This is a genomic window from Streptomyces sp. NPDC004609 (assembly GCF_042873655.1).
Taxonomy (GTDB): Bacteria; Actinomycetota; Actinomycetes; order Streptomycetales; family Streptomycetaceae; genus Streptomyces.
Genome location: NZ_JBIALS010000022.1, coordinates 109783 through 133528, shown reverse-complemented (window position 1 = coordinate 133528; position 23746 = coordinate 109783). Strand labels below are relative to the sequence as shown.

The 23746-nt window shown below is 71.8% G+C and carries 23 protein-coding genes and 1 pseudogene; 11 read left to right on the top strand and 13 right to left on the bottom strand.

Going from position 1 to position 23746, the window contains the following annotated elements:
• Positions 1-273 precede the first annotated feature (273 nt).
• Positions 274-474: a hypothetical protein gene (locus ACFYT4_RS22290; RefSeq protein WP_389271581.1), complete on the bottom strand. Its 201-nt coding sequence runs from the start codon at positions 472-474 to the stop codon at positions 274-276.
• Positions 475-1012: 538 nt separating this feature from the next.
• On the opposite strand from ACFYT4_RS22290, the gene ACFYT4_RS22285 reads away from it, so the two are divergent.
• Both ACFYT4_RS22285 and ACFYT4_RS22280 read left to right on the top strand, forming a co-directional pair.
• A complete protein-coding gene (locus ACFYT4_RS22285; protein ID WP_389271578.1) occupies positions 1013-3070 on the top strand; it encodes a HelD family protein in 2058 nt (685 codons plus the stop codon).
• 159 nt (positions 3071-3229) lie between these two features.
• Positions 3230-4096: a calcium-binding protein gene (locus ACFYT4_RS22280; protein ID WP_389271576.1), complete on the top strand. Its 867-nt coding sequence runs from the start codon at positions 3230-3232 to the stop codon at positions 4094-4096.
• Positions 4097-4253: 157 nt separating this feature from the next.
• Here the strand turns inward: ACFYT4_RS22280 and tgmC are convergent, their stop codons facing one another.
• From tgmC to ACFYT4_RS22265, 3 genes and pseudogenes are all read right to left on the bottom strand, one after another.
• Complete coding sequence (gene tgmC / locus ACFYT4_RS22275) at positions 4254-5387, bottom strand: ATP-grasp peptide maturase system methyltransferase (protein WP_389271573.1); 1134 nt, start codon at positions 5385-5387, stop codon at positions 4254-4256.
• Positions 5384-5560, bottom strand: a pseudogene (locus ACFYT4_RS22270) (ATP-grasp ribosomal peptide maturase); the annotation flags it as partial. The pseudogene ACFYT4_RS22270 and the gene tgmC, both read right to left, overlap by 4 nt.
• 677 nt (positions 5561-6237) lie before the next feature.
• Positions 6238-6561, bottom strand: a complete 324-nt coding sequence (locus ACFYT4_RS22265) for a hypothetical protein (protein WP_389271570.1) — start codon at positions 6559-6561, stop codon at positions 6238-6240.
• A 340-nt stretch (positions 6562-6901) separates the two neighbouring features.
• Here ACFYT4_RS22265 and ACFYT4_RS22260 point away from each other — a divergent pair, with 340 nt between their 5' ends.
• The gene (locus ACFYT4_RS22260) at positions 6902-7897 is read left to right on the top strand and encodes a Twin-arginine translocation pathway signal (protein WP_389271567.1); all 996 of its coding nucleotides are present in this window, start codon (positions 6902-6904) and stop codon (positions 7895-7897) included.
• A gap of 255 nt (positions 7898-8152) precedes the next feature.
• Positions 8153-8473 (top strand): 4a-hydroxytetrahydrobiopterin dehydratase, encoded by a 321-nt coding sequence (locus ACFYT4_RS22255; protein ID WP_389271564.1) that lies wholly within the window; start codon positions 8153-8155, stop codon positions 8471-8473.
• Between the two features lie 109 nt (positions 8474-8582).
• Here the strand turns inward: ACFYT4_RS22255 and ACFYT4_RS22250 are convergent, their stop codons facing one another.
• Both ACFYT4_RS22250 and ACFYT4_RS22245 read right to left on the bottom strand, forming a co-directional pair.
• Positions 8583-8816, bottom strand: a complete 234-nt coding sequence (locus tag ACFYT4_RS22250; protein WP_389271561.1) for a hypothetical protein — start codon at positions 8814-8816, stop codon at positions 8583-8585.
• 98 nt (positions 8817-8914) lie between these two features.
• A complete protein-coding gene (locus ACFYT4_RS22245; protein ID WP_389271558.1) occupies positions 8915-9484 on the bottom strand; it encodes an HAD family hydrolase in 570 nt (189 codons plus the stop codon).
• A 493-nt stretch (positions 9485-9977) separates the two neighbouring features.
• On the opposite strand from ACFYT4_RS22245, the gene ACFYT4_RS22240 reads away from it, so the two are divergent.
• Positions 9978-10427 carry a peptidoglycan-binding protein gene (locus ACFYT4_RS22240; protein WP_389271555.1) on the top strand — a complete coding sequence of 150 codons (450 nt, stop codon included), beginning with the start codon at positions 9978-9980 and terminating at the stop codon, positions 10425-10427.
• A gap of 754 nt (positions 10428-11181) precedes the next feature.
• Here the strand turns inward: ACFYT4_RS22240 and ACFYT4_RS22235 are convergent.
• Positions 11182-11880, bottom strand: a complete 699-nt coding sequence (locus ACFYT4_RS22235; RefSeq protein ID WP_389271552.1) for a copper homeostasis protein CutC — start codon at positions 11878-11880, stop codon at positions 11182-11184.
• 221 nt (positions 11881-12101) lie between these two features.
• On the opposite strand from ACFYT4_RS22235, the gene ACFYT4_RS22230 reads away from it, so the two are divergent.
• Positions 12102-14372, top strand: coding sequence for a heavy metal translocating P-type ATPase (locus ACFYT4_RS22230; RefSeq protein WP_389271550.1), 2271 nt, complete (start codon positions 12102-12104; stop codon positions 14370-14372).
• A gap of 377 nt (positions 14373-14749) precedes the next feature.
• Here ACFYT4_RS22230 and ACFYT4_RS22225 read toward each other — a convergent pair whose 3' ends face one another.
• Positions 14750-15070, bottom strand: a complete 321-nt coding sequence (locus ACFYT4_RS22225; RefSeq protein ID WP_389271547.1) for a DUF6479 family protein — start codon at positions 15068-15070, stop codon at positions 14750-14752.
• A 94-nt stretch (positions 15071-15164) separates the two neighbouring features.
• On the opposite strand from ACFYT4_RS22225, the gene ACFYT4_RS22220 reads away from it, so the two are divergent.
• Positions 15165-15836, top strand: a complete 672-nt coding sequence (locus ACFYT4_RS22220) for a hypothetical protein (protein ID WP_389271545.1) — start codon at positions 15165-15167, stop codon at positions 15834-15836.
• 652 nt (positions 15837-16488) lie between these two features.
• Here ACFYT4_RS22220 and ACFYT4_RS22215 read toward each other — a convergent pair.
• The 3 genes from ACFYT4_RS22215 to ACFYT4_RS22205 form a co-directional block, all read right to left on the bottom strand.
• On the bottom strand, positions 16489-16887 hold the full coding sequence (locus ACFYT4_RS22215) for a hypothetical protein (RefSeq protein WP_389271542.1): 399 nt from the start codon (positions 16885-16887) through the stop codon (positions 16489-16491).
• A 62-nt stretch (positions 16888-16949) separates the two neighbouring features.
• On the bottom strand, positions 16950-17201 hold the full coding sequence (locus ACFYT4_RS22210; protein WP_389271539.1) for a hypothetical protein: 252 nt from the start codon (positions 17199-17201) through the stop codon (positions 16950-16952).
• Positions 17202-17263: 62 nt separating this feature from the next.
• On the bottom strand, positions 17264-18478 hold the full coding sequence (locus ACFYT4_RS22205) for a helix-turn-helix transcriptional regulator (RefSeq protein ID WP_389271536.1): 1215 nt from the start codon (positions 18476-18478) through the stop codon (positions 17264-17266).
• A 418-nt stretch (positions 18479-18896) separates the two neighbouring features.
• On the opposite strand from ACFYT4_RS22205, the gene ACFYT4_RS22200 reads away from it, so the two are divergent.
• Positions 18897-20120, top strand: coding sequence for a Cmx/CmrA family chloramphenicol efflux MFS transporter (locus tag ACFYT4_RS22200; protein WP_389271635.1), 1224 nt, complete (start codon positions 18897-18899; stop codon positions 20118-20120).
• Positions 20121-20251: 131 nt separating this feature from the next.
• Complete coding sequence (locus tag ACFYT4_RS22195) at positions 20252-20854, top strand: Uma2 family endonuclease (protein WP_389271533.1); 603 nt, start codon at positions 20252-20254, stop codon at positions 20852-20854.
• A gap of 103 nt (positions 20855-20957) precedes the next feature.
• On the opposite strand, the gene ACFYT4_RS22190 is transcribed toward ACFYT4_RS22195, so the two are convergent.
• Both ACFYT4_RS22190 and ACFYT4_RS22185 read right to left on the bottom strand, forming a co-directional pair.
• Positions 20958-21224, bottom strand: coding sequence for a DUF4031 domain-containing protein (locus tag ACFYT4_RS22190; RefSeq protein ID WP_389271530.1), 267 nt, complete (start codon positions 21222-21224; stop codon positions 20958-20960).
• Positions 21221-21577 carry a hypothetical protein gene (locus tag ACFYT4_RS22185; RefSeq protein ID WP_389271527.1) on the bottom strand — a complete coding sequence of 119 codons (357 nt, stop codon included), beginning with the start codon at positions 21575-21577 and terminating at the stop codon, positions 21221-21223. The genes ACFYT4_RS22190 and ACFYT4_RS22185 overlap by 4 nt, the downstream gene beginning before the upstream one ends.
• 101 nt (positions 21578-21678) lie before the next feature.
• On the opposite strand from ACFYT4_RS22185, the gene ACFYT4_RS22180 reads away from it, so the two are divergent.
• Both ACFYT4_RS22180 and murQ read left to right on the top strand, forming a co-directional pair.
• Positions 21679-22599 carry a MurR/RpiR family transcriptional regulator gene (locus ACFYT4_RS22180; protein WP_389271524.1) on the top strand — a complete coding sequence of 307 codons (921 nt, stop codon included), beginning with the start codon at positions 21679-21681 and terminating at the stop codon, positions 22597-22599.
• Positions 22600-22707: 108 nt separating this feature from the next.
• Positions 22708-23643, top strand: coding sequence for an N-acetylmuramic acid 6-phosphate etherase (gene murQ, locus ACFYT4_RS22175; RefSeq protein ID WP_389271521.1), 936 nt, complete (start codon positions 22708-22710; stop codon positions 23641-23643).
• The last annotated feature ends 103 nt before the right edge of the window (positions 23644-23746 follow it).

Below are 23746 nucleotides of genomic sequence, written 5' to 3'. Positions count from 1 at the left end.
TGCCGCCCTGCGCGGGTCCGGCCCGGCGCGGGGCCTCCGGCACGGATGCCGCCGGGCGGGGGCTCAGGGGCAGCGGGCCGTGAACTGGGCGCGGCGGTCCGGGGGTACCAGGTGCGGGTGAGTCGGTGCGGGCGGTTCGTGGGTCGGGTGTCGGCGGGGTCGGGTCGGTGCCGGGCTCACCGGCAGCGGTTCCGCTCGGGTGGGTCGCCGGGCTTCGGTGCGGGGTGCGAAGGTGCGTCGGTCCGTCGGTGCGTGCGGCCGGGGGTCTCGGGCTCAGCGGCGCACGCCCGCCTCCTCCGCGTACTCCCCGAGGACCGCCACGCTGAAGATCGCGGTGGCGAACACCTTGACCGCGCGCAGGGCGTTGCCCACGCGATGCGGTGCGTGCGGGACGCCGGTCGCGGTGGCGCCCTGGTGGGGTCGGGGCCGGGGCCGGGGGATCTTGGCTGTCGGGGTGAAGGCTGTTGTGCTCATGTATCCATCATGGATTCCGGGGCGCCCGGGCGCATCGGTCCTTGGACGGAACCCCGCGCGGGCCCGTGTACGACTCCAGGCATACGGGATCCCCTACGGGGGCGACACCTCAGGAGGAGCCCGGGTCCTCCCCGTGGCACCCGGGCCGTTTCCCCTGGTCCGTCCGGCACTTCACCGCCGCTCGCCCCTCGCGCGGACCCGTGAGCCGCGGGTCCTTCCGGAACTCTCCGACAATTCAGGCATTTCCGGCATTTCTGATGCTTCCGACCCTCTACGTCGCGGAGTCCGCGGGCTCCGCGTACACAAGAACCGGCCCGTACTCACGAGTAGGGGCCGGGCGAAGAACGCCCGGGCGGTCCGGGGCACCGCGGGAAAGCCGTTCGCCCCCGGGCGGCCCGCCGGACTAGAATCGTCCGTCTGCCCGCCTCCCGCCGAGGAGCGCCGCCGCCCGGACGGAAACCGGCCGGTTATCGCCTTGCCCTGAACCCCACCGCAGCTCCGCCGGAGGCAACCTGTGCCCGCGCACGCCCCTCGACCCGTGTCCGATGACCCGCTTGCCCGGGAACGCTCGCATCTGTCCGCTTCCCGCGCCGCCTTGCGCACCATGCGCCACGAGGTGGAGGCCCTGGACATCCGGGACGTCACCGCGAACTGGGTCAACGCGCGGGTGCTGGAGGCCCGGACGGAGGCGCGGATCAAGGAACTGGCCGATCTCGCCCACACCCCCCTCTTCTTCGGCCGCCTCGACTATCTGCGCACTGTCCACGAGGGCCGGAGCTTCTACATCGGCCGCCGCCACGTCCACGACGGGCACGGCGACCCGATGGTCGTGGACTGGCGGGCGCCGGTGTCCCAGCCGTTCTACCGGGCGACGCGGAAGGACCCCCTGGACGTGGAGCTGCGGCGGCGCTTCGGCTACACGGCCGGCGACCTCACCGCGTACGAGGACGAGCGTCTGAGCGACCCCGCGGAGACGGCGGGCACCAGCAGGCTCCTCCAGCAGGAGATCGAACGCCCGCGCGTGGGCCCGATGCGGGACATCGTCGCCACCATCCAGCCGGAGCAGGACGAGATCGTCCGGTCCGGGCTCGGCGGCACGCTCTGTGTGCAGGGCGGGCCCGGCACCGGCAAGACCGCGGTCGGACTGCACCGGGTCGCCTATCTGCTGTACGCGCACCGGGAGCGGCTGGCCCGCACGGGCACCCTGGTCATCGGGCCGAACCGTTCCTTCCTCCACTACATCGAGCAGGTCCTGCCCGCGCTGGGCGAGCTGGGGGTCGAGCAGGCCACGGTCGACGACCTGGTGGCGCATGTCGAGGTGCGCGGCACCGACGGGGCCGCCGCCGCGGTCGTCAAGGGCGACGCCCGCATGGCGGAGGTGCTGCGCCGCGCGCTCCACTCCCATGTCACGCTGCCGGCCGAGCCGGTCGTCGTCGTCCGCGGGTCGCGGCGCTGGCGGATCCCGGGGTACGAACTGGAGGAGATCGTCCGCGAGCTGCTGGCGCGGGACATCCGCTACGGCGCCGCCCGCGAGGCCCTTCCGCAGCGGATCGCCCACGCGGTGCTCGTGCGCATGGAGCAGGCGGGCGAGGCGCCCGACGACCGGGTCCAGGACGCCGTGGCCCGAAATCCCGCCGTGAAGGCGGCCGTCAAGGCGCTGTGGCCGCCGGTGGACCCGGCGAAGCTCGTACTGCGGCTGCTCTCCGACCCGCAGTTCCTGGCCGCGCACGCCGAGGGCCTGCTGAGCGCGGAGGAGCAGCGGACGATCCTGTGGACCAAGCCCCCGCGCGGCCCCCGGAGCGCGCGGTGGTCCCCGGCGGACGCCGTCCTGATCGACGAGGCGGCGGACCTGGTGCGACGGACCCGTTCGCTCGGGCATATCGTCCTCGACGAGGCACAGGACCTGTCCCCGATGCAGTACCGGGCGGTGGGGCGGCGCTGTACGACGGGTTCGGCGACCGTGCTGGGCGATCTGGCACAGGGCACGACACCGTGGGCGACGGCGAGCTGGCGGGAGGCGCTGTCCCATCTCGGCAAGCCCGACGCGGCGGTGGAGGAGCTGACCGCCGGTTTCCGGGTGCCGCGCGAGGTCATCGCGTACGCCTCCCGGCTCCTTCCGCACATGTCCCCCGGGCTGATGGCGGTCACCTCGGTGCGCGAGTCGCCCGGCTCGCTGGAGGTCCGCGAGGTGGGCGGCGGGCCCGGCGAGCTGGACGCGGCGGTCCTCGCGGCCTGCCGGGAGTCCCTGCTCCGGGAGGGCTCGATCGGGCTGATCGCGGCGGACGCGCGGGTCGAGGCGCTGGCGTCCGCGCTCACCGCCGCGTCCGTCGCCTACCTCGCCCCGGGCACGCGGACGACGGCCGAGTCCCGGCTGACCCTCGTCCCCGCGTCCCTGGCGAAGGGCCTGGAGTACGACTACGTCGTCCTGGACGACCCGGCGTCGGTCGTCGCGGGCGAGCCGGACGAGCGGACCGGGCTGCGCCGGCTGTACGTGGCGCTGACGCGGGCGGTCTCGGGGCTCACGGTGCTCCACCGGGGCCCGCTGCCCGCCGCCCTGGGCGACCGGCCCGCGGAGCGGCACACCGCACACGAGTAGATTCTCAGGCGCCCGACAGCGGGTTCACAGAATCTCCGGATCCTCGCGCAACCATTTACGCGCCGTCCGTGTCTGGAACAGCGACACAGACCTCTGGGCGCCTCGACGACGCGTGACCGCGTCTCGGTGTCCCGATCTGAAACTGGGGAACATATGCGCATGCGTGCATCAGCCGCCGCCGTCACCGGCGCGCTGGTACTGACCACCCTGGCCGCCTCCACCGTCCAGGCGGACGACCGGCCGCGACCGGACCGGGCCGCCGCCGAGAAGCTCCGCGCGGACGCCGTCGCCGAGGCCAAGGCCAAGCAGCGCTCGGGCGCTTCGGCGAAGGCGCGGGTCGCCGCCGGGCCCAACCCGACGATCTCGAACGTCATCGTCAACGGCGGCAAGCCGCTCGTCGTCGGGCTCGCCGACAAGAAGTTCACGCTGACCTTCAAGGCCACCTCTCCCTCCGGCATCCAGGAGGGCTTCGCCGTGCCGTGGGCCGGCACGGACCCCGAGACCACCGACGCCTTCTTCCTGGCCGACGAGTTCTACGCGAAGAACTGCACCGGGGCCGCCCCCGTCTGCCGTTCGGACTACACGGTGATCCCCTGGCTCGACCTGGAGAACCGCTGGGCCGGCACCTGGAAGACCCAGATCGGCGCCCTCTCGGGTGACGCCCTCGGCGCCACCGTGATCGACAACGCCAAGTCGTTCTCCGTGCTGCGCGACAGCAAGCTCACCGTGAACGCGGCGCCCGAACCCGTCAAGAAGAACAAGACCCTCACGGTCACCGGCAATCTGAAGATCGTCAACTGGGACCGGGAGGTGTACTCCGCCTACTCCGGCCAGTCGGTCGTGCTGGAGTTCCGCAAGAAGGGCTCCACGAAGTACACGCCCGTCAAGACCGTGAAGACCGACAGCAAGGGCAACCTGAAGGCCGCGGTCAAGGCGACCACCGACGGTTACTGGCGCTACCGGTACGCGGGCACGCCGCAGATCGCCCCGGTCCTCACCGCGGGCGACTACGTCGACGTCCGCTGACTCTGTTCTTCCGGCTCTCTCCGGCCGCCTCCCCTTGACAATGGGGTGTGAAGCCGGTTGAGCGCCCTCTCATTGCCCCCGCACCGATCGCTTGAGCTGAAGCGTTCGGTGCGGGGGCTCCGTCGCCGGTTTCCTCCCTGTGGAGTGCGAGCGCGTTTCACGGGTGCTTTCGCGGCCAGGTAACGGTCTGCTTGTCCGGTGTGGCGATGATCTCGAATTGTTCGAGGCCCGGTGCCCCTGCTTGCCGCCAGTGGGTGAGGTGGTCCTCGATCCGGTTCCACAGGCGGTCCGGGCCGCCTTGGCGTACGGTCCAGTGCTCGCCGTCGCGGTGAAGGGCCGCCCATGATCCCGCGTCAACGTCGAGGAAGACGTGACGGGTGTCGTCGTCGCGGGGGATCTGGATCCGCTGGGTCCGTGGCGCTGCGAGCTGGGCGACGAACCTCGTGGTCCAGTCGTCCAGGGCATCCGCCCCGATGACCGCTCGGCGTTCCTCGCCCTCGTTCACGTCCGGCAACATGCCGAGCGGTGGCGGAAGGTGGGGCCTGGCCAGCATGAAGGAGATCTGGCCGCCCAGCAGTCTGCCGCGGGCAGCTCCGTCGCCGTCCACGGTCAGACGGGCCAGCTCGGAGGAGTACATCCAGCCGCACACCGTCGCCAGGATCCGGCCGCCGGGCCGCGTCTGGGCGAGCCACGCGGGCGGAATGTCCAGTACCCCGCAGGTGGCGACGATCCGGTCGTAGAGTCCCCCCTCGGAGTACCCGTCCAGGCCGTCACCCACAACCAGGTTCGGCGCGTGGCCGACGGTCGCCAGGGCTCTGCGGGCCCGGGTCGACACATCCTCGTCGACTTCGATCGACGTGACGTTCTCCTCACCCAGGCGGTGGCACAGGAGCGCGGTCGAATAGCCGGTGCCGGTGCCGATCTCCAGTACGCGTGAGCCGTCCTCGACCTGGAGGTCTTCCAGCATCCGTACGACGAGACCCGGCAGGGTGCTGGAGCTGGTCGGCTGCCGGAGGATCTGTCCCCGGATGTCGGAGGGCACGATCGTGCCGGCGATCTGGGTCACCAGCGATTCGTCCGTGTAACAGGCCGGGAGCCAGGCCGGTTCGTCGGGCATGACCGGCTCCCAGCCCGTCGGGCCGGTGGCGTCCACTCGCCGGAAGAAGCCGCCTTGCAGGAACTCGTGCCGGGGGACGTCGAGTAGGGCCTGACGCCACCGGGTCGATTGCAGGTGCCCGCCGGCGGTGAGCCGGGCGGCCAGGTCCTCGCGGAGGGTCTTGTCGTAGCTCATCGGTTCTTCCGTTCCAGAAGGTCAGCCATGGCAGCGACCAGGGGAAGCCCGGTTTCCGGCTCCAGCCACGCCCACTGGCCCGACGGGTTGCACTCCAGGAACCACCATGTCCCGGCGTGGTCTACAGCGAAGTCGAATGCGCCGAAGACCAGCCCGAAGACGGCGAGGTAGCGGTGAACTCGCGTGGCCATGGCAGCCGTTGCGCTGTCCCACCAGGCGGGTTCGCCGGGTCCGGTGTGGGGAGTTCGCCGGGGGTGGGTCCTGGGGGGTGCGCTGTGGCGTGCTGCGGGCAGGCGTACCGGTGAGTCCGGGGCCGCCGGGGTCGGGGACGTAACCGATCTCGACGGCGGCGGTGGAGTGGCGGCCGCAGGTGAGGCAGGTTCCGCCGCTGGGACGGGTGGGGTTGTGGGTGAGCCCTTCGCGGGTCATTGCGCCCACCCCCGCCCGGTCCCGCTGCGGGTGGTTCTTACGGGGGCCGGTCTGGTGAGATGGGGTCCGTGCGGTTCGATGAGCAGCCGCCGTCGCGGGGTGCGGGGCGGAAGTGTGGTCCCGGACTGGTTTTGGAAGGCGGCGCGGGCCTCGGCCCTGGTGGGTGCCGTCCAGGGACGGGCCCAGGGGTTCACCGTCGGTGGCGGGATGGGGGGATGGGCGGACGTGGGACCCGTCGGGCGGCGTACCCGAGGGCGAGTAACGCGAGCATGCTCCGCAGGGCACGGGAGATGCAGTTGGCCATGGTCGTCTTGGTTCCTCGGTGGTGGAGTCGTGGGGTGGGCCCCGGCCTGCCGATGCCGAGGGGGGCGGGCCGGGGCCTGGGATCGCCCGCGGTGCGTTGAGGGGCCGCGGGCGGTGGTCAGGCGGGAGTGTCCCCGTCCGGCACGGTCGGGGTGACGGGGACCATGGCCCCGGGCCCGGATCCGGTGTCGAGCCACCGCAGTTCGGTCGGGCCGGACGGTGGCGTGCGGACGGCCGACCGGCGCAGGGTCTCGGCGACCTGTTCCGCCACGTCAGGATGGAGCAGCCCGACTTCGACGTAGGCACGGCCGGACGTCGACACCAGCGGCCGGACCGTGGGGCAGGCCCGTTCCGGGATCCCGAAGGCGTCGAACGCGGTCTGAAGCGCGAGGGCCGCAGTCTCCGCCACGGCACGGGCATTCCGCCACGTCTGCATCTCCATCAGCGGTCGATCCCGGGGCAGCGGGGGCAACTGCACGGGGGATAAGCCAACTTGACGGGGGGAGGCTGGTCCCTGCCGTCCTCCGAGCTGCCGACGGTCACGGTCGGCGAGACGGGCGTGCGCTGCCCGTCAGGGCTTACGCGATACACCTTGAGCGTCATCATGGATCGTCCCCCGGCATTCGGGTGAGGGATCTTGCGTCCGACTGCTGTACACCCCTGCTGTCACGCACTGATGATGGGTGTGTACGGCGAGTACCGAATAGGCCGCCGGGTGGCCATGCGTGGCCATGCGGCGGCCACGGCCGGAGACAGGCGCCATGACACCTCAGACTGGGTCCGTGGAACGTAACGACGCGCTGTGGGCCGCGCGCTTGGGACGCGGTTGGCGAACCATCGAGCAGGCCGCCGCCCAGTTGCAGAAGCACGGGCAGCGGCTCCTGGACGATCCGCATTTCACTGTGTCCGCGCGGACCTGGCGGCGCTGGGAGGGCAGCCGCCCAGGCTGGCCTGCGGAGGAGACCGCGATCGTCGTCCATGACGTTTTCGGCCGCTGGCCCGAGGACCTGGGTTTCACGACGCCGCCGGGGTGGATCCGGCCCGAGCACCATGAGGAGGCAGACGTGAAACGGCGCGCTTTCGTCTCCGTCACCGCTGCGGCGCTGGTGGCCGGACCGGTTGCGGCACAGCATGTCGACCCCGCGCTGATCGACTACTTCCAGGAGCAGTTGGAGGGGCATTACCGCGCGGACATGTTCCTCGGGCCGCACGATCTGATCGGCACGGTGTCCGCGCAGTACCAGCTGATCGACAAGCTGGTCCGGTCTGCGCAGGGTGAGACGCGGCGCGGTCTGCTCCGTGTCGGCGCCGCGTACGCCGCGCTGGTGGGCTGGCTCTATCAGGATGCTGGAGACATGGACGGCGCCGCTTTCTGGCGGGGTGTCACCCAGGAGATAGCCGTGCGGTCCCGCGACCCGCATTTGATCGGCTACTCGCTGGTGAACCAGGCTCAGGTCCGCACCGACCTGGGCGACGGGCACGCGGTCGTCGACCTGTGCGAGGCCGCCCTCGATGACGCCGGCCGCCTCGCCCCGAAGGTGCGGGTGATGTCGCTCCAGCAGCAGGCCCATGGCGCGAGCCTCATCGGCGACCGGTCGGCTGTGGACCGGCTCATTGACCAGGCGGATGGCCTGCTGCCCCGGGTCGACGACGACCTCCCATGGGGAAACGCCTGCCGGAGGACCCCGGGCTACCTGGAGGTGCAGCGGGCCACCTGCTACGGGCGGCTCGGGCTCGGTGCCGAGGCGGTGTCGCTCTGGTCTCAGGTCCTGTCCTGACGGCGGTCCCGGAGACAGCCCGCCGGGACCGCGGGGTCTATCTGGCCCGGCACGCCACCGCCGCAGCGGCAGCCCGACAGCCCGACCAAGCCCTGGAGATCGCGCGCACCGCTGCAGACATCGCAGTCGAGACCCGGTCCGCCCGCATGGCCCGGGAACTGACCACCCTGGAACGGGCGATGCGGCCATGGCACGATGCCCCGGTCGGCCGGGACCTCGCCGAGGTCCTGGCGCCCGTGACCGAGAGGGGATGACGTGGCAGAGGCCCCGGTACCGCTGACCGAGGAGCAGATCGCCGCCGCGCTGCGGGAGGTACCCGGCTGGACCCGTGCCGGGCACGAGATCCAGCGCCGGTACGGGATCCGGTATCACGGCGGGGTGGCGATGATCGTTCACATTGCCGATGTGGAGCGGCTGATCGGCCACCATGCCGATATCGATCTGCGATGGGATCGCGTGCGGTTTGGGATCACCACCCACGATGCGGGCCACCGGCTCACCGCAGCGGACTTTGATCTCGCGCGGCGGATCGACGCGATCGCGTCGGCGCACGGAGCCGAGCCGGTCAGCGACTGAGCCCCGGGGTGACCCATCACCCGGCCGGGCGCGGGGGTCTTGTCGTTGCTCATCGATTCCTCCGTTCCAGAAGGGCGGCCATGGCAGCGACCGGGGGCAGTCCGTCTGTTCAACCGGCCGTCGCGGGGTGTTCGCCGTCGACCGGGCCCCCGGCGGCAGGTCCTGAGCACAGTGAGGGCATGTCCACGACGGCTCCCGGCGCCCAAGCCACCGTCTCCTGGGCGAACCAGTTCACCACCGGAAGGGGCCACCACCTGTGACGGTCGAGATCCGGCACTACACAGCCGAAGGACTGCCCGAGATCCGGCAGAGCCTCCTCGACATCCATGCGGAAGTACGCCATCGCGACTTCGGGCTGACCGGCCCGTTCTACGATGTCGAACGGTTCGACGAGCGCCTCACGGGCTACGCGTCCCGGCCGGGCTGGACCGCAACCGCCGGTTATGAGGACGGCGAAGCGGTCGGCTTCGCGTTCGGAGTCCCACTCGGTGCCGATACCCGGTGCGCGACGGTCCGTTGAGCGCAGTTGGCAGGCGCGACACCCAGCGTGGCGGCGGCGTGGAGGAAGAGGTCGGGGGCGGGCTTGCCGCGGGGCACGTCCGCGGCGCTGAAGACCCGGCCCTCGAAGTGGGGGCTCAGCGCGGTGATCTCCAGGCTGCGCCTGATGCTTTGGTGCGAGCTGTTGGAGGCGAGGCAGAAGGGGGTGGTGAGGCGTTCCAGGGCCTCCGTGATGCCGTCGACCTCGGTGAGCCGGTCCGCGAGGGCCGCGTGGTAGAGATGCTCGTACGGCTGGTGCCAGCCCTCCTCCAGGCGGCGGCCGAGGCGTTCCTCCACGATGGCCGTGTAGACCTCGCTGGAGGAGCCGACGAAGTGCTCGATGATCTCCGCCTCGGTGAACGGGACACCGAGATCGGCCATGATCACCGCGTCCACCTCGACGCAGATCCGCTCGCTGTCCACGAGGACACCGTCGCAGTCGAAGATCACCAGTTCAACAGGGTTCGAAGGCATGTCCGGCAGCCTAGTGGGGGCTTGGGACGTTCTCATCCCTCATCCAAGCCGACCGAAAAGCACTCCCATAGGGGCGTGACAGATGTCCGGGGATGCGCCAGATGCCCCGTCGGGTCAGGGGCGCCCGGGAGCCGGCCGGTGCCGCCCGTAGCCGCCGGGGCGGCCGCTCACCAACGGCGTGGCGCGCATGGGCAACAGCCTGTCGCGGACAGTCAACGACACCTCGGCGCGCCCCGTGCAGAATCCTGTGCTCAAGGGCCTCACCACGGAACTGTTCCGAGACCCGGCACACGAGGTACAGAGCCACGTCCGGGCGTCCCCCGCAGGCATCGGGCGGACACCACGCCGAATGCACCGCACCTTCACAGCAGTCTGAGGACTCGCTGATACCGCGTGGCCGAATCGCCCCTGGATACGCCGCTCCTCTGCGGTACGAGGCCATGGGCGCCCCGGGGGGACAGGTACCACTTCCCACACCAGGAAAGAGGAGAACATGCGACCTGCTTGCACGAGGATGATCGTCAGCGCTGCTGCCATCGTCGGGATCGCCGCCGGGAGCCTGGCGGGCGCGAGTGCCGGCTACGCGGCGTCCCCGCCGGCTGCCGGACCCGCGTTAAGCGCCCAGGACGTCTCCATCCTCGCAGTGAACAACCTCGGCCTGAACACACAGCGGGCCAAGAACTGGCAGTGCTGGCTGCGCGACACGGGTTACAACCCCGGTGCGATCGACGGGCAGCTGGGCGCCAACAGCTGGAAGGCGGCGCAGAGGAAGTTCAACGACATGGGCCTCAACGCCGGTACCGTCGACGGAGAGGTCGGACCCAACACGATCAGGGCACTGCAGCGCTACCTGAACATCCACGGCTACGGCCTTGTCGTCGACGGGATCGCCGGACCCGCGACCCGGGCCGCATTCTGGGATTTCAACGCCACCGGCTGCTGAGCTGGATCGGAGTGTCGTACGGACCCGGCCGGGCGGACTTTCAGCCGCTCGGCCGGGTCAGCGGCAACGAGGGCGCCGGCGACGCGCTGAAGGTGCGGCGTACCGAGCACAGCCTCCCGCCGCGATGATGACCATCCCCTGCCGGAGACTCCCCCGGGTGCCGTCGACTCCCTCTCCGCCGCCGGGAGTTGTCCCGGTGCTCTGCGGGGGATGTCATAGGTGCCGCGGATGACGCGGCTGATGTGGGCGTGGCCGGGAAAGCCCCAGGCACAGGAGATACCGCTCCGGATCCGACCGCCGCGCCGGCCCCGGCGTACGGCGCGCCCGCGGCGGCGGAGAGTCGCATACCGATACCTGGACGGAACCCGGCCTCATCCCCGGCATGTCGCCCGGAAGTCGGCGGCATGCTCACGGGTCACATCGGTCGGCGCATGAGCCTCGCAGGCCGGCTCCCGCCCGCGCTCGAACCGATCCAGCCGTTCCCGCACCTCACCCCGGAGCGCCGTCTCGGTCATTGACGGGCTCCCTCCCCGGTCGCCGCGCGGGTCGGCAGTGCCGTGCCGCATCGGCAGAGCCATGGCCGACGGTCTGATGCGCGGCCTGCCCGGGGTCCGGCCGGAGCCCGGGTCCGGCGTACAGCCATGCGCGCGCCCACCGCCCGCCCGATGTCCGCCCGCATCCGGCGCCCGCTCGATGTCCGGCCCCGCGCCAGGGGCCGATCGGCCCGTCCGCGGTCCGGTCGGGGCTCTCCCGATCACGCGTCGATCGCGTGCCGCCACTCCCGTACCGCGTCCGCGCTCACCGGGCCCGTCCATCCCTGCGGCCGGGCCGCGCCGCCGATGTGGACGGCGTCGATGCCCGCGGCGAGCAGGGCGGGGAGGTGGTCGAGGCGGAGACCGCCGCCGACGAGGAGGCAGGGCTCGTAGCCGGGTTCGCCCGTGCGGGCGGCTTCCGCGACGAGGGTGCCGAGGCCGTCGTCCACGCCCTTCGGGGAGCCCGCCGTGAGATAGGTGTCGAGGCCCGGCAGATCCGCGAGCTGCTTGCGCAGGGCGTCGCGGTCGGCGGCGCGGTCGATCGCGCGGTGGAAGGTCCAGCGGCAGCCGGGCACCTCCGCGAGGATCCGCTCCAGGGTCCTCACGTCCGGGCCGCCGGAGTCGTCGAGGAAACCGAGGACGAACTCCTCGGCGCCCTCCGCCCGCAGGTCCGCCGCGGCCCGGAGGAGCGCATCGACGTCCTCGGGCGTGCCCGCGGAGAATCCGTCGGCCAGCCGGAGCATCGTGCGCAGGGGGATGTCGACCGCGGCGCGGATCCGGGCGAAGGTCTCCCGCGGCGGGGTCAGTCCGTCCGCCGCGATGTCGGTGACCAGCTCCAGCCGGTCCGCCCCTCCGGACCGGGCGGCGACCGCGTCCTCGGCGTCCAGGGCGATCACCTCCAGGACTGCACGGTTGCTCATGTGAACCCAATCCTCCTGGCACAGCGGTGACGACGAGGGACGACAGATAGGTCTAGTCCAATGCCAAGGGTAGTGCGCCCACTGTCGCGACGCATCAGCGGGCAGATGAGAAGACCCCCACACCAGGGAGATCCGGACTTGCAAGATATACCTAGAGGGGGTATATATGAGACCAGACGAGGTACCCCCCAGGGGTATCAGGTACCGGACAGGGAGGAATCGTGGCGCACACAGCCACCCACAATGAGGTCGAACTCGCCATCGGCGGGATGACGTGCGCCTCCTGTGCGGCCCGTATCGAGAAGAAGCTCAACCGCATGGACGGCGTCGAGGCGACGGTGAACTACGCCACCGAGAAGGCGAAGGTCACCTTCAGCGAGGACGTCTCCGTACAGGATCTCATCGGGACCGTCGAAGCCACCGGCTACACCGCCGCCGAGCCCAGGCCCAAGCGTGAGGCCGGGGCGCCCGGTCCCGGCGGGGCCGGGGGCGCGCAGGAGGAGGAAGAGGAGGACGACGAGCTGCGGACCCTGCGGGAGCGGGTCATCACCGCCGTCGTCCTGTCCGTGCCCGTCATCGCGATGGCGATGATCCCCGCCCTCCAGTTCCAGTACTGGCAGTGGCTCTCACTCACCCTCGCCGCTCCCGTCGTCGTCTACGCGGGCTGGCCCTTCCACCGCGCCGCCTGGAAGAACCTGCGCCACGGCGCGGCCACCATGGACACCCTGATCTCGGTCGGCACGACGGCCGCGTTCGCGTGGTCGATCTACGCGCTGTTCTGGGGCCACGCCGGAATGCCCGGGATGACCCACCCCTTCGAGCTGACCATCTCCCGCAGCGACGGCTCCTCGAACATCTACCTGGAAGCCGCGGCGGGCGTCACCGCCTTCATCCTCGCCGGGCGCTGGTTCGAGGCCCGTTCCAAGCGCAAGGCGGGCGCCGCGCTGAAGGCCCTGATGGAGCTGGGCGCGAAGGAGGTCACCGTACTGCGGGACGGCCGGGAGGTCCGTATCCCCACCGCCGAGCTGGCGGTCGGCGACCGGTTCCTCGTACGCCCCGGTGAGAAGATCGCCACCGACGGCATCGTGGTCGAGGGCTCGTCCGCCGTGGACGCCTCCATGCTGACCGGCGAGTCCGTGCCCGTCGAGGTCGCCCCGGGCGACGGCGTCACCGGCGCCACCCTGAACGCGGGCGGCCGGCTCGTCGTCGAGGCCACCCGCGTCGGCGCCGACACCCAGCTCGCCCGGATGGCCAAGCTCGTGGAGGAGGCGCAGAACGGCAAGGCCGCCGCCCAGCGGCTCGCCGACAAGATCTCCGGCGTCTTCGTGCCGATCGTGATCCTGCTGGCGCTGGGCACACTCGTCACCTGGCTGACGATGGGCGAGGGCTGGGCGGCCGCCTTCACCGCCGCCGTCGCCGTACTGATCATCGCCTGCCCCTGCGCCCTCGGCCTCGCGACCCCGACCGCCCTCATGGTCGGCACGGGCCGCGGTGCCCAGCTGGGCATCCTGATCAAGGGCCCCGAGGTCCTGGAGACCACCCGCAAGGTCGACACGGTCGTCCTGGACAAGACCGGAACCGTCACCACCGGCAAGATGACCCTGCTCGCCGTCCACACCGCCGACTCGACCGGCGAGGACGAGGTCCTGCGGCTGGCGGGCGCGCTGGAGAACGCCTCCGAGCACCCCATCGCCCAGGCCGTCGCCGCCGGCGCCGTCCAGAAGGTCGGCACGCTCCCGGCCCCCGAGGACTTCGCCAACATCCCCGGACTCGGTGTCCAGGGCATCGTCGAGGGCCACGCCCTGCTGGTGGGGCGCGAGAAGCTGCTCGCCGAGTGGGAGATCCGGCTGCCCGAGGGGCTCAAGCGCGCCAAGGAGGACGCCGAGGCCGGTGGCCGTACCGCCATCACCGTGGCCTGGGACGGCGAGGCCCGCGCGGTCCTGGAGGTCGCCGACGCGGTCAAGGAGACCAGCGCCGAGGCCATCACCCGGCTGCGGGGCCTGGGGCTGACACCGATCCTGCTGACCGGTGACAACGAGGCCGTCGCCAAGGCGGTGGCCGCGGAGGTGGGCATCGACGAGGTGATCGCCGAGGTCATGCCCGAGGACAAGGTCGACGTCGTCAAGCGCCTCCAGGCCGAGGGCCGCAGCGTCGCCATGGTCGGCGACGGTGTCAACGACGCCGCCGCGCTCGCCCAGGCCGACCTGGGTCTGGCGATGGGCACGGGCACGGACGCGGCCATCGAGGCGAGCGACCTCACGCTCGTACGGGGTGACCTGCGGGCGGCGGCCGACGCGATCCGCCTCGCGCGCAAGACGCTGGGCACGATCCGCTCGAACCTGTTCTGGGCCTTCGCCTACAACGTGGCGGCGCTGCCGCTCGCCGCGATGGGGCTGCTGAGCCCGATGATCGCGGGTGCGGCGATGGCCTTCTCGTCGGTGTTCGTGGTCGGGAACAGCCTGCGGCTGCGGGGGTTCAAGGCGGCTTCGTAGCCACTGTGTGGGGCGGCTTGGCAGCCGCCGCGCGTGAGCGGGGGTCCGGGTGACGTGCACCCGGGCCCCCGCCGTCGTCTGCCCGGCCCCGGCGGCCGGGCAGCGGCCGGTCCTGGTCGGCTCCGTACCGCTCGCCGCGGGACGTCCCGGCCGGGAACGGTCGCTCGGTACGGGGCGACCGGAACGGGGCGACCACCCGGAGTGACCGGGCTCCGGGTGATCGCCCGGCACGGTCCCGCTCGCGGCCAGGGGCCCGTCCCGGGATGAGCCGGTCCCGGCGGTCGTGCCTTCCATGCGTGGGTACGGGCCGGACCCGGCCGGTCCCAGCAGGGGCTGGATCGGGCGGGGTTCACCCCGGTGGGGCCGGACCGGTTCGTTCAGCCGCCCAGGCCGCCGCTGCCGAAGGACCCGCTGTGGGCGTTCGGGCCGTGCTTGGGCCTCGACTCACGCCCCTTGCCGGTGCTGTGCGTGCTGTGGGTCCTCAGGTTGTACGGGAGGAGGCGACCGCCGTCGTGGGGAAAGGAGTCCTCCCCGTCCTGTTCGCGAATCTCCTCCACGTGTTCCCGGTGATCGGGCTGGTGTGGCTGTTCCTCGGGGCTCGGTGTGACGAGCTTCGCCCGTCTCCGTCCGTCCCTCCACATCGCCACGGTCAGGATGGTCACCAGGATCAGTCCGAAGACGATCATCACTCCGATCATGGTGTCTGCCTCCGTGTGGCTGGGTGGCGTACGTGCCTTTGCTGCCTTCCAGTGTCCTCCCGTGGCGGTCATTCCGCCGGACTACAGTCGGCGCATGACCGCCACCGGCGCCGACTCCGCCTCCGCCGATCTCCGCGACCGCTGGACGCGCGCCCTCGTCGCCGCGCGGCCGACCGGACCGGACGGCCCCGACCCGCTGCCGTACGCCGACAACCTCGTCGCCCGCTGGGCCGAACCGCAGCGGCGCTACCACACCAGCGCTCATCTGATCGCTGTCCTGGACCACATCGACACGCTCGCCGCGTACGCCGCCGAGCCCGATCTCGTACGCCTGGCCGCCTGGTTCCACGACGCGGTCTATCTCCCCGACCGCTCCGAGAACGAGGAGCGGTCGGCCCGCCTCGCGGAACGGGCCCTCCCGGAGGCCGGTCTCTCCGAGCCCGCGACGGCCGAAGTCGCCCGTCTGGTACGCCTCACGGTCACCCACGCCCCGGCCGGCTCCGACACCAACGGCGCGGTCCTGTGCGACGCCGATCTCGCGGTCCTCGCCTCGGCGGCGGGGCCGTACGCCGCGTACGCCGCCGCCGTACGGGAGGAGTACGGCTTCGTGCCCGACGACGCCTTCCGCACGGGCCGCGCGGCCGTACTGCGCCAGCTCCTCGGCCTGCCCCGCCTGTTCCACACCCCCCACGGCGCCCGGGAATGGGAGGCGGCGGCCCGCCGCAACCTGACGGCGGAGCTGGAGCTCCTCAGCGCAGGGCCCTGACCCCGGCCGGGTCGTGCTCGCCGGGGGTGGGACCGGGGGTGAGGTGGGGCGCGCAGCGCGGGCAGGCGTAGTGGAGTGAGCGTTCCCTCCAGTGGGTGGGTATGGGTGCGTGGGTGAGGCGCCCGCAGCGGGTGCAGTGCGCAGTGAGGGGTTCGGGATACGGGGTGGTGAGAGCGGTCGCGTTCATACGGCCCCGCCCGGGAGCGCCGGCAGGACCAGCACCGGCCCGTGGGGCGCCCGGACCAGGTTCCTCCGGCGCGGGCGAGGGATGTCCGTACGGTCCCCGCGGACGCGGAGCCGAGGGGTGTCGTCGAGGAGCGCGTAGGGGCGTACGAGCGGGCAGTCCTCACCGCGTAGCGCGGTATGCCGTTCGGCGACGTGGGCGGGGATGGGCGTGGCCCACGGCCGGGCCCAGGAAGGGGCCCGGCGAGGGGTCCCCGGAGGGTTCCGGGGCTCCGCCGGGTCCGGTTTCAGAACGGACGCGGCGTGACGCCCGTGGGCGGGTAACACCCGCCCCAACAGCCACAGAAGAGCGCGGGCGGCGGTGTGGCGCATAGGTCGTTCAGCTCCTTGAGCAGACTGACCGGCAGGCTGAGGGCTTGTCCGTAGTGCCGGGCACGTCCTGGTGTGTCACGGGTGGTGGCGGGCGCGACTACGCGGTGTGCGGGAAGCCCAGGTCACGGAGCCAGTCCCCGACGACGGCCCGGAGTTCGGCGTACTCGTCACGCGCCTGCACCGCCGCGTCCCCCGGATCGGCGAGCTGATGGCTGTGTCCGCCGGGGTGGCCGTCGAACAGGGTGCAGGCTTCCTCCCGGTCGCCGGTCGGGCCGTGGTGACCGGCACAGCCCGCCAGCCGCAGCGCACACGACGGCGGCTCACCTTCCGCCCACCGCACCCACACCTCGCCCCCGCGCGCGTCGTCCAACCGCCAGGCCGGAGCGGCATGCGGACCGGTGCGATGCGCCTCCAGCGGACACCGCAGGTACGTCTCCAGATACAGCGGATCAGCCGAGTCGCGAACACTCACGACGACCAGGGCCGCCAGCCTCATCGGCAACACCGCCACCGCCCCGCACACCCTGGGTCCGCGTTCCGGCCGGGCCGGGCCCGCCATCACAGCACCTCACGACTACGGCAGTTGACCTCGGCCAGCTCCTTGCTCATGGCGTCCGACTGCACCGCGGGGCGCAGGTCCTCCGGATGGGCGTCCCATTCCCGCCCGCCCCTGAGCGGCCGTAACTGCACATATCCACCGACCGTACCCATCACCCGGCCCACGCGGTCCCGGGCCGCGTCCCATACGACCTGGCCGGGACGGGGCTCCGAGGGGTACGCCGGCATGGCCTCGCTGTCTGTTGTCTGCACCCTTCGACGATCTCGCCGACGGCCGCGCGGCTACAGGGACGGAACGTCCTAGTTTCGGGGCACTATCCGGCGGTGACGCCCAGGAAGTCGGCGATCGCGCGCAGGCCGGGGGGACGGACCGGACCCGCCCACAGGTCGCTCACGATGGAAACGGCCAGCGTGTGGTGGCGCATCCAGCCCGGAGCCAGTCGCCGCAGGGACTCCAGGGCCTTCACCGCCCCTTCCGGGTACCCCACATCCGCATGAGCGCGTGCCACGTCCAGCAGCAGCCAGGTACGCCATGACGGAGGCGTGTCCGCGCTCAGGCGCATACCCCGGGCCAAGGTCAGCGCTTCTTCGGGGCGGGCGTGCTGAACCGCCAGGCGGACGCGCTCGATGCGTACGGACGAGGTGCTGAAGACCGACACCATTCTGGCGTCGGCGGGCGGCGGCAGCTTCCGGAGGCGGCGCGTGGCGTTCTCGGCCGTACGCATCATGTCGCTGGCGGTGGCGTAATCACCGCTGCGGGCCGCACTGGTGGCGGCGGACATGATCAGGCCGCCCCAGACCCGCACTCCCGCCGATGTCGTACCGTGCTCGCGTTCCAGGCCGTCGGCCGCGTGGACCGCCAGCCGCCCGGCATCGCCCAGCCGATTCTGGCGCTGGTAGTTCCAGGCAACGGAGTTGCTGATCATAGGGGCGAGCAGAGGGTCGGAGGACTGCTCGGCCGCGAGCATCGCCCGCTCCAGCGCGGACAGCGCCAAGTCCGTCTTCCCCAGCCGGATCGCGAGGTGGCCGCCCAGTTGCAGCGCCTTGCCCAACGCCGCCTGCCCGGACGCGCGCTGGTCGGCGCTGCCCACCGAGGCGAGGAACCGGGCATCGGCGATGATCCCCGGGAGGGCGTCCATCAGGCGCCCGAAGTCCGCGTCGTGGTACAGGGTCCAGCCCTGGGCGATCTCCGCACGGAGCTGGGACAGCGAAAGGCTCGCGGTGCCCGACGGTTCGGGTGGTGGTGCGAACAGGGGCGGCATGATCGCCCGGCGCACGGCGACCAGTTGGGGCGGATCGGCGTCCCCCGTGGACGGCACCCCGGGAGGATCCCCGAGCAGGGCGGTCAACTCGACCTCAAGCCCCCGCGCGAGCGCGTGCAGGGTCGGCAGGCGGGCGCTGTGCTTGCGCTTCTGCTCCAGTTTCCGGATCACGTCGACGGACACACCGGAACGCTCCGCCAACCCCTCCTGCGTCTGGTCGGCGAGTCGGCGAAGACGGGAAAGCCGGTCGCCCAAGTGCTCAGCCATGACGCCAGGGTACGGCCGCCCCGGGGTGAGGTGCTGCGGGATCGACAGGTCTCCGCAGCAGGATCCCGACGCGCGGGAATCGGCGGGCTGGGCACACCGAGGAGGTTTCGCACCCGGTCACCGGCGACACGCGGGGCACCCTCCGCCGCCCTCCCACGCCCCCCACCCGGCACCACCCGCCCCCATGAGAGTGATCGTTCCATCTAGTCCGCAGGCAAGTCCGCGAAGGGGTCCGCGACCCCGCCCGCAGGGCCCACGCCTTCGGGCCGGGCGGCGCCGTCGTTCCCGTACCGTGCGGGCCCCGGGGGGGGGAAGGCCGTCCGGGAAAATCCCTACAAGGTCGCCCCCGCTCCTGGGAATGCCAGGCACAACCGGGACGGTTGGTCATGTCATGCCCAAATCCGACTCCCGCCGCCGTATGCCCCTGGCCGTCTACATCCTCGGCCTGTCCGTCTTCGCGCTCGGCACCAGCGAATTCATGCTGTCCGGTCTGCTGCCGCCCATCGCGGACGACATGGGTGTGTCGATCCCCCAGGCGGGCCTGCTGATATCCGCGTTCGCGATCGGCATGGTGATCGGTGCGCCGCTGCTCGCGGTGGCCACGCTGCGGCTACCCCGGAAGGCCACGCTCATCGCGCTGATCTCGGTCTTCGGGGTGGGCCAGGTCGCGGGGGCGCTGGCGCCGACGTACGAGATCCTGTTCGCGTCGCGGGTCGTGAGCGCGCTCGCGTGTGCCGGGTTCTGGGCGCTCGGCGCGGCCGTCGCCATCGCGATGGTGCCGGTGAACCAGCGGGCGCGGGCGATGGCGGTGATGATCGGCGGGCTGTCGATCGCGAACGTGCTGGGCGTACCGGCGGGCGCGTTCCTCGGGGACCAGCTGGGGTGGCGGTCGGCGTTCTGGGCGGTCGCGCTGGCCTCGGCGGTCGCGCTGGTGGGCGTGGTGACGCTGATTCCGCGTATCCCGCTGCCCGAGGAGAAGCCGCGGCTCAGGCGGGAGCTGTCGATCTACCGCGACCGCCAGGTGTGGCTCTCCGTCGCGATCACGGCGCTCGCGGCGGGCGGGGTGTTCTGCGCGTTCTCGTATCTCGCGCCGCTGCTGACGGACGTCGCCGGGATCGGTGAGGGCTGGGTGCCGGCGGTGCTGGGGCTGTTCGGGCTGGGCGCGCTGGTCGGTACGACGGTGGGCGGCCGGGTCGCCGACGCGCACCTCTTCGGCGTACTGCTGAGCGGGATCACCGCGTCGACCGTGTTCCTCGCTGCCCTCGCGCTGTTCGCCACGGCGCCGGTGATCACGGTGTCGCTCGCGTTCCTGCTCGGGTTCTCCGCCTTCTACACGGCTCCGGCGCTGAACGCCCGGATGTTCAATGTGGCGGGCGCCGCCCCCACCCTCGCGGGCGCGACCACGACCGCCGCCTTCAACCTCGGCAACACGGGCGGCCCCTGGCTCGGCGGCACGGTGATCGACGCGGACTTCGGCTACGCGTCCACGGCATGGGCGGGCGCGGGAATGATGCTGGCGGCCCTGGGCCTGGTGGCTGTCTCCCTGCGGCTTCACAGCGCAGCGTCCCGGGTGGTGACGGTGTCGTCGTCGCTCCCGGGCACCGCCCCGGTCGTCGCCGAACCGGCCCGCGCCGACCGCTGACGACTCCCGGCCGCCCGTGCGACGCTCGGTGCGTCACTCACTCGGTCGTGGGACGCTGGGGCGAGTAGCTGTTGGCTGCCGGACTGTCGATCTACGCTCGCCCCCGCCAAGCCAAGGAGAAGGGAGTCGCGATGACCGCCGCGATGGCCGAAAACGCCCAGACGCCTCACCGCCGGGTATGGGACGAACTCCTGAAGGCATGGCGTGAGCTGGACGTGCCCGAGGGGTGGCACGCGGAGATCGATGAAGGGCAGATCCACGTGGTACCACCGCCTCATGCGCACCACCATCACATCGCGGCCAAGCTGCATCGGGCGCTGTACCGGAGCCTGCCCGAGGACCTGGAGGTCTATCAGACCCTCGGCATCCATATCGCACCGCTCGACAAGCTCTATGTCCCGGATCTTGTCGTGATGCCGGGAGAGCTGATCACCTCGGCCGACTCCGACGACACCAACCCCATGGACGCGGCGGAAGCCTTTCTCGTGGTCGAGATCACCTCGAAGAGCAATGCCAAGGACGACCGCACCAAGAAGCTGTGGGCCTACGCGCACGCGCCCGTACCGACGTATCTTCTGATCGACCGGTTCGACGAGCGCGGCCCGACCTCGACGCTGTTCACCGAGCCGGAGAACGGTGCGTACAAGCTCACCGAACGGGTGCCCTTCGGCCGGGAGATCCACCTTCCCGAGCCCTTCGGCCTCTCGCTCGACACCTCGGTGTTCCCTGTCTGAAGCCAATGGCCGACGGCCCGCCGATCGGCCCAGGCCGTGATCCGGGGACACGGACCAGGGGTCCGAACCGTGGTCCGTACGCGTCCTCGCCGCACCGGACCCCCTAAGCCGGGCGCCCCTTCGGGCGTCGCAGACCCGCCGCCACCAGGAGTCTGATCACCTCGCGGCTGGGGACCTCCACCGCGCCCGCCGCCACCGCCGCCGCGTACCGGTGGGAGGGCACGTCGTAGTGGTCGCGTTCGAAGGCGCGGCGCGGGCAGCCGATCGACGCGGCGAAGGCGTGGAGCTCCTCGTACGACACATCGCTGATGAGGTGGGACCACATCCGGCCGTGCCCGGGCCACATCGGCGGGTCGATGTAGACCGTCACCCGAGGGAACCGACCCGGGCCACGACCACGCGCGCTTTGCTGCAGACCCAGTGCGGGTCCGCGCCCAGCTCCGGCTCGACGTCGAGGGCGTGCGGGTCGCCCGCGTCGCAGACCGGGCACAGGGGCCAGCGGCCGTGGTGTTCGAGGAGCGCGTCCTGGACGTCCTGGGCGACCAGGCCCGTGACGAACGCGACGCCCTCCGGCCACTGCCCCACCCACCAGCGGCGGTGGGTCAGCGACTCCTCGACCATGGAGACCACCTCGGCGTCCGCTACGTCGCGCGCGGCCAGATCGGCGAGGACCAGGGCACGTGCCGTGTGCAGGGCCTGCTCGATGGGGTCGGCGTCGTCCATGGGGCCATTGTCCCGCACGGGTGTCCCACGGTGGACCGGGAGCACGATTCCTCCCGAACGGGGGTTGACCGGACAGCACGTTCGAAAATATCTTTCATGATGTGAGCGAAACAGTGAAGGAAATTTTCAGCGACAAGGCCCCGCCCGCGCCCGCCGCCCTCGCCGCCAAGGTCCGGACGCTCAGCCCGTCCATGACCCGCTCCATGCAGCGCGTCGCGGAGGCCGTCGCCGAGGACCCCGCCGGCTGCGCCGCCCTCACCGTCACCGGTCTCGCCGAGCGCACCGGCACCAGCGAGGCCACCGTCGTCCGCACCGCACGCCTCCTGGGTTACCCGGGGTATCGAGATCTACGCCTCGCGCTCGCCGGACTCGCCGCCCACCAGCTCTCCGGCCGCGCGCCGAGCGTCACCGCCGACATCGCCGTCGACGACCCGATCGGGGACGTCGTCGCCAAACTGGCGTACGACGAGCAGCAGACCCTCGCCGACACCGCCGCCGGACTCGACACCGCCCAGCTCTCGGCCGTGGTCACCGCCGCCGCGACCGCCCGCCGTATCGACATCTACGGCATCGGCGCGTCCGCCCTGGTCGGGATGGACCTCGCGCAGAAGCTGCTGCGGATCGGACTGATCGCCCACGCGCACTCCGACCCCCATCTCGCCGTCACCAACGCCGTACAGCTCCGCTCCGGCGATGTGGCCGTCGCGATCACCCACTCCGGCTCCACCGGCGATGTGATCGAGCCCCTCCGGGTCGCCTTCGAGCACGGCGCCACGACCGTGGCCATCACCGGCCGCCCCGACGGGCCCGTGACGCAGTACGCCGACCATGTGCTGACCACCTCCACCGCACGCGAGAGCGAGCTGCGTCCGGCGGCCATGTCGTCCCGGACGAGTCAGCTCCTGGTCGTGGACTGCCTGTTCATAGGCGTCGCCCAGCGGACGTACGACACCGCCGCCCCCGCGCTCGCCGCGTCCTACGAGGCCCTCGCCCACCGGCACAGCCCGCGCGGCACCCGCTGACCCGGCGCACCTCCACGCGCAGGCTCCTCGGACTCTCACCGGCCCACCGCTCACCGGCCCATCGCTCACCAGCTCACCGGCCACCGGCTCATCAGGAAGGCGTGCCCCATGACCCCCACGTCACCCGCCTACGGCGAACTCCGCGCCCAGCTCAACTCGCTCACCACCGAGGCGTTCCGGCCCGAGCTGGCCGACATCGACCGGCTGCCCACCCTTGAGATCGCCCGGATCATGAACGGCGAGGACCGGACCGTGCCCGGCGCGGTCGCCGAACAGCTGCCGCGGATCGCCGCCGCGATCGACGCGACCGCCGAGCGGATGGCGCGCGGCGGGCGGCTGATCTACGCGGGTGCCGGCACGGCCGGCCGGCTCGGCGTCCTCGACGCCAGCGAGTGCCCGCCCACCTTCAACACCGATCCCTCGAAGGTCCTGGGGCTGATCGCGGGCGGTCCGTCGGCGATGGTCGAGGCCGTCGAGGGCGCCGAGGACAGCGAAGAACTGGCCACCGCCGATCTGGACGCCCTGGCGCTGCGCGCCGAGGACACCGTCGTCGGGGTCTCCGCCTCGGGCCGTACTCCGTACGCGGTCGGTGCGGTGCGGCACGCCCGTGCGCTCGGCGCGCTCACCGTCGGGCTGTCCTGCAACGCGGACAGCGCGCTCGCCGCCGAAGCCGACCACGGTATCGAGGTCGTCGTCGGGCCCGAACTGCTCAGCGGCTCGACCCGGCTGAAGGCCGGTACGGCGCAGAAGCTCGTTCTGAACATGATCTCGACGGTCACCATGATCCGGCTCGGCAAGACCTACGGAAATCTGATGGTCGACCTCCGCGCGTCCAACGACAAGCTGCGGGCCCGCTCCCGAAGAATCGTTTCCTTTGCGACGGGTGCCTCGGACGAGGAGGTCGAGACGGCTCTCGCCGCGACCGACGGCGAGGTGAAGAACGCGATCCTCACGATCCTCACGGGCGTGGACGCGCCCACGGCCACGCGTCTCCTGGCGGAGTCCGGGGGGCATCTGCGGGCCGCCCTGCGATCGGCGGGGTGAGCGCTCCGCCACGGTGAGCCGCCGCCGCCCGGCGGCCGGCCGCCCACCGCTCACAGGCCGCACAGGTCACGACACCGCAGGCCCCGACACCACAGGCGCGGCG

What these genes read in the sequence shown, in the direction of transcription:
- ACFYT4_RS22290 (WP_389271581.1), bottom strand. Translation starts at nt 474, where the DNA reads ATGAGCACAACAGCCTTCACCCCGACAGCCAAGATCCCCCGGCCCCGG.
- ACFYT4_RS22280 (WP_389271576.1), top strand. Translation starts at nt 3,230, where the DNA reads ATGCGTGCATCAGCCGCCGCCGTCACCGGCGCGCTGGTACTGACCACC.
- tgmC (WP_389271573.1), bottom strand. Translation starts at nt 5,387, where the DNA reads ATGAGCTACGACAAGACCCTCCGCGAGGACCTGGCCGCCCGGCTCACC.
- ACFYT4_RS22265 (WP_389271570.1), bottom strand. Translation starts at nt 6,561, where the DNA reads ATGGAGATGCAGACGTGGCGGAATGCCCGTGCCGTGGCGGAGACTGCG.
- ACFYT4_RS22250 (WP_389271561.1), bottom strand. Translation starts at nt 8,816, where the DNA reads ATGGCGTACTTCCGCATGGATGTCGAGGAGGCTCTGCCGGATCTCGGG.
- ACFYT4_RS22245 (WP_389271558.1), bottom strand. Translation starts at nt 9,484, where the DNA reads ATGCCTTCGAACCCTGTTGAACTGGTGATCTTCGACTGCGACGGTGTC.
- ACFYT4_RS22240 (WP_389271555.1), top strand. Translation starts at nt 9,978, where the DNA reads ATGCGACCTGCTTGCACGAGGATGATCGTCAGCGCTGCTGCCATCGTC.
- ACFYT4_RS22235 (WP_389271552.1), bottom strand. Translation starts at nt 11,880, where the DNA reads ATGAGCAACCGTGCAGTCCTGGAGGTGATCGCCCTGGACGCCGAGGAC.
- ACFYT4_RS22225 (WP_389271547.1), bottom strand. Translation starts at nt 15,070, where the DNA reads ATGATCGGAGTGATGATCGTCTTCGGACTGATCCTGGTGACCATCCTG.
- ACFYT4_RS22220 (WP_389271545.1), top strand. Translation starts at nt 15,165, where the DNA reads ATGACCGCCACCGGCGCCGACTCCGCCTCCGCCGATCTCCGCGACCGC.
- ACFYT4_RS22215 (WP_389271542.1), bottom strand. Translation starts at nt 16,887, where the DNA reads ATGAGGCTGGCGGCCCTGGTCGTCGTGAGTGTTCGCGACTCGGCTGAT.
- ACFYT4_RS22205 (WP_389271536.1), bottom strand. Translation starts at nt 18,478, where the DNA reads ATGGCTGAGCACTTGGGCGACCGGCTTTCCCGTCTTCGCCGACTCGCC.
- ACFYT4_RS22200 (WP_389271635.1), top strand. Translation starts at nt 18,897, where the DNA reads ATGCCCCTGGCCGTCTACATCCTCGGCCTGTCCGTCTTCGCGCTCGGC.
- ACFYT4_RS22195 (WP_389271533.1), top strand. Translation starts at nt 20,252, where the DNA reads ATGACCGCCGCGATGGCCGAAAACGCCCAGACGCCTCACCGCCGGGTA.
- ACFYT4_RS22185 (WP_389271527.1), bottom strand. Translation starts at nt 21,577, where the DNA reads ATGGACGACGCCGACCCCATCGAGCAGGCCCTGCACACGGCACGTGCC.
- murQ (WP_389271521.1), top strand. Translation starts at nt 22,708, where the DNA reads ATGACCCCCACGTCACCCGCCTACGGCGAACTCCGCGCCCAGCTCAAC.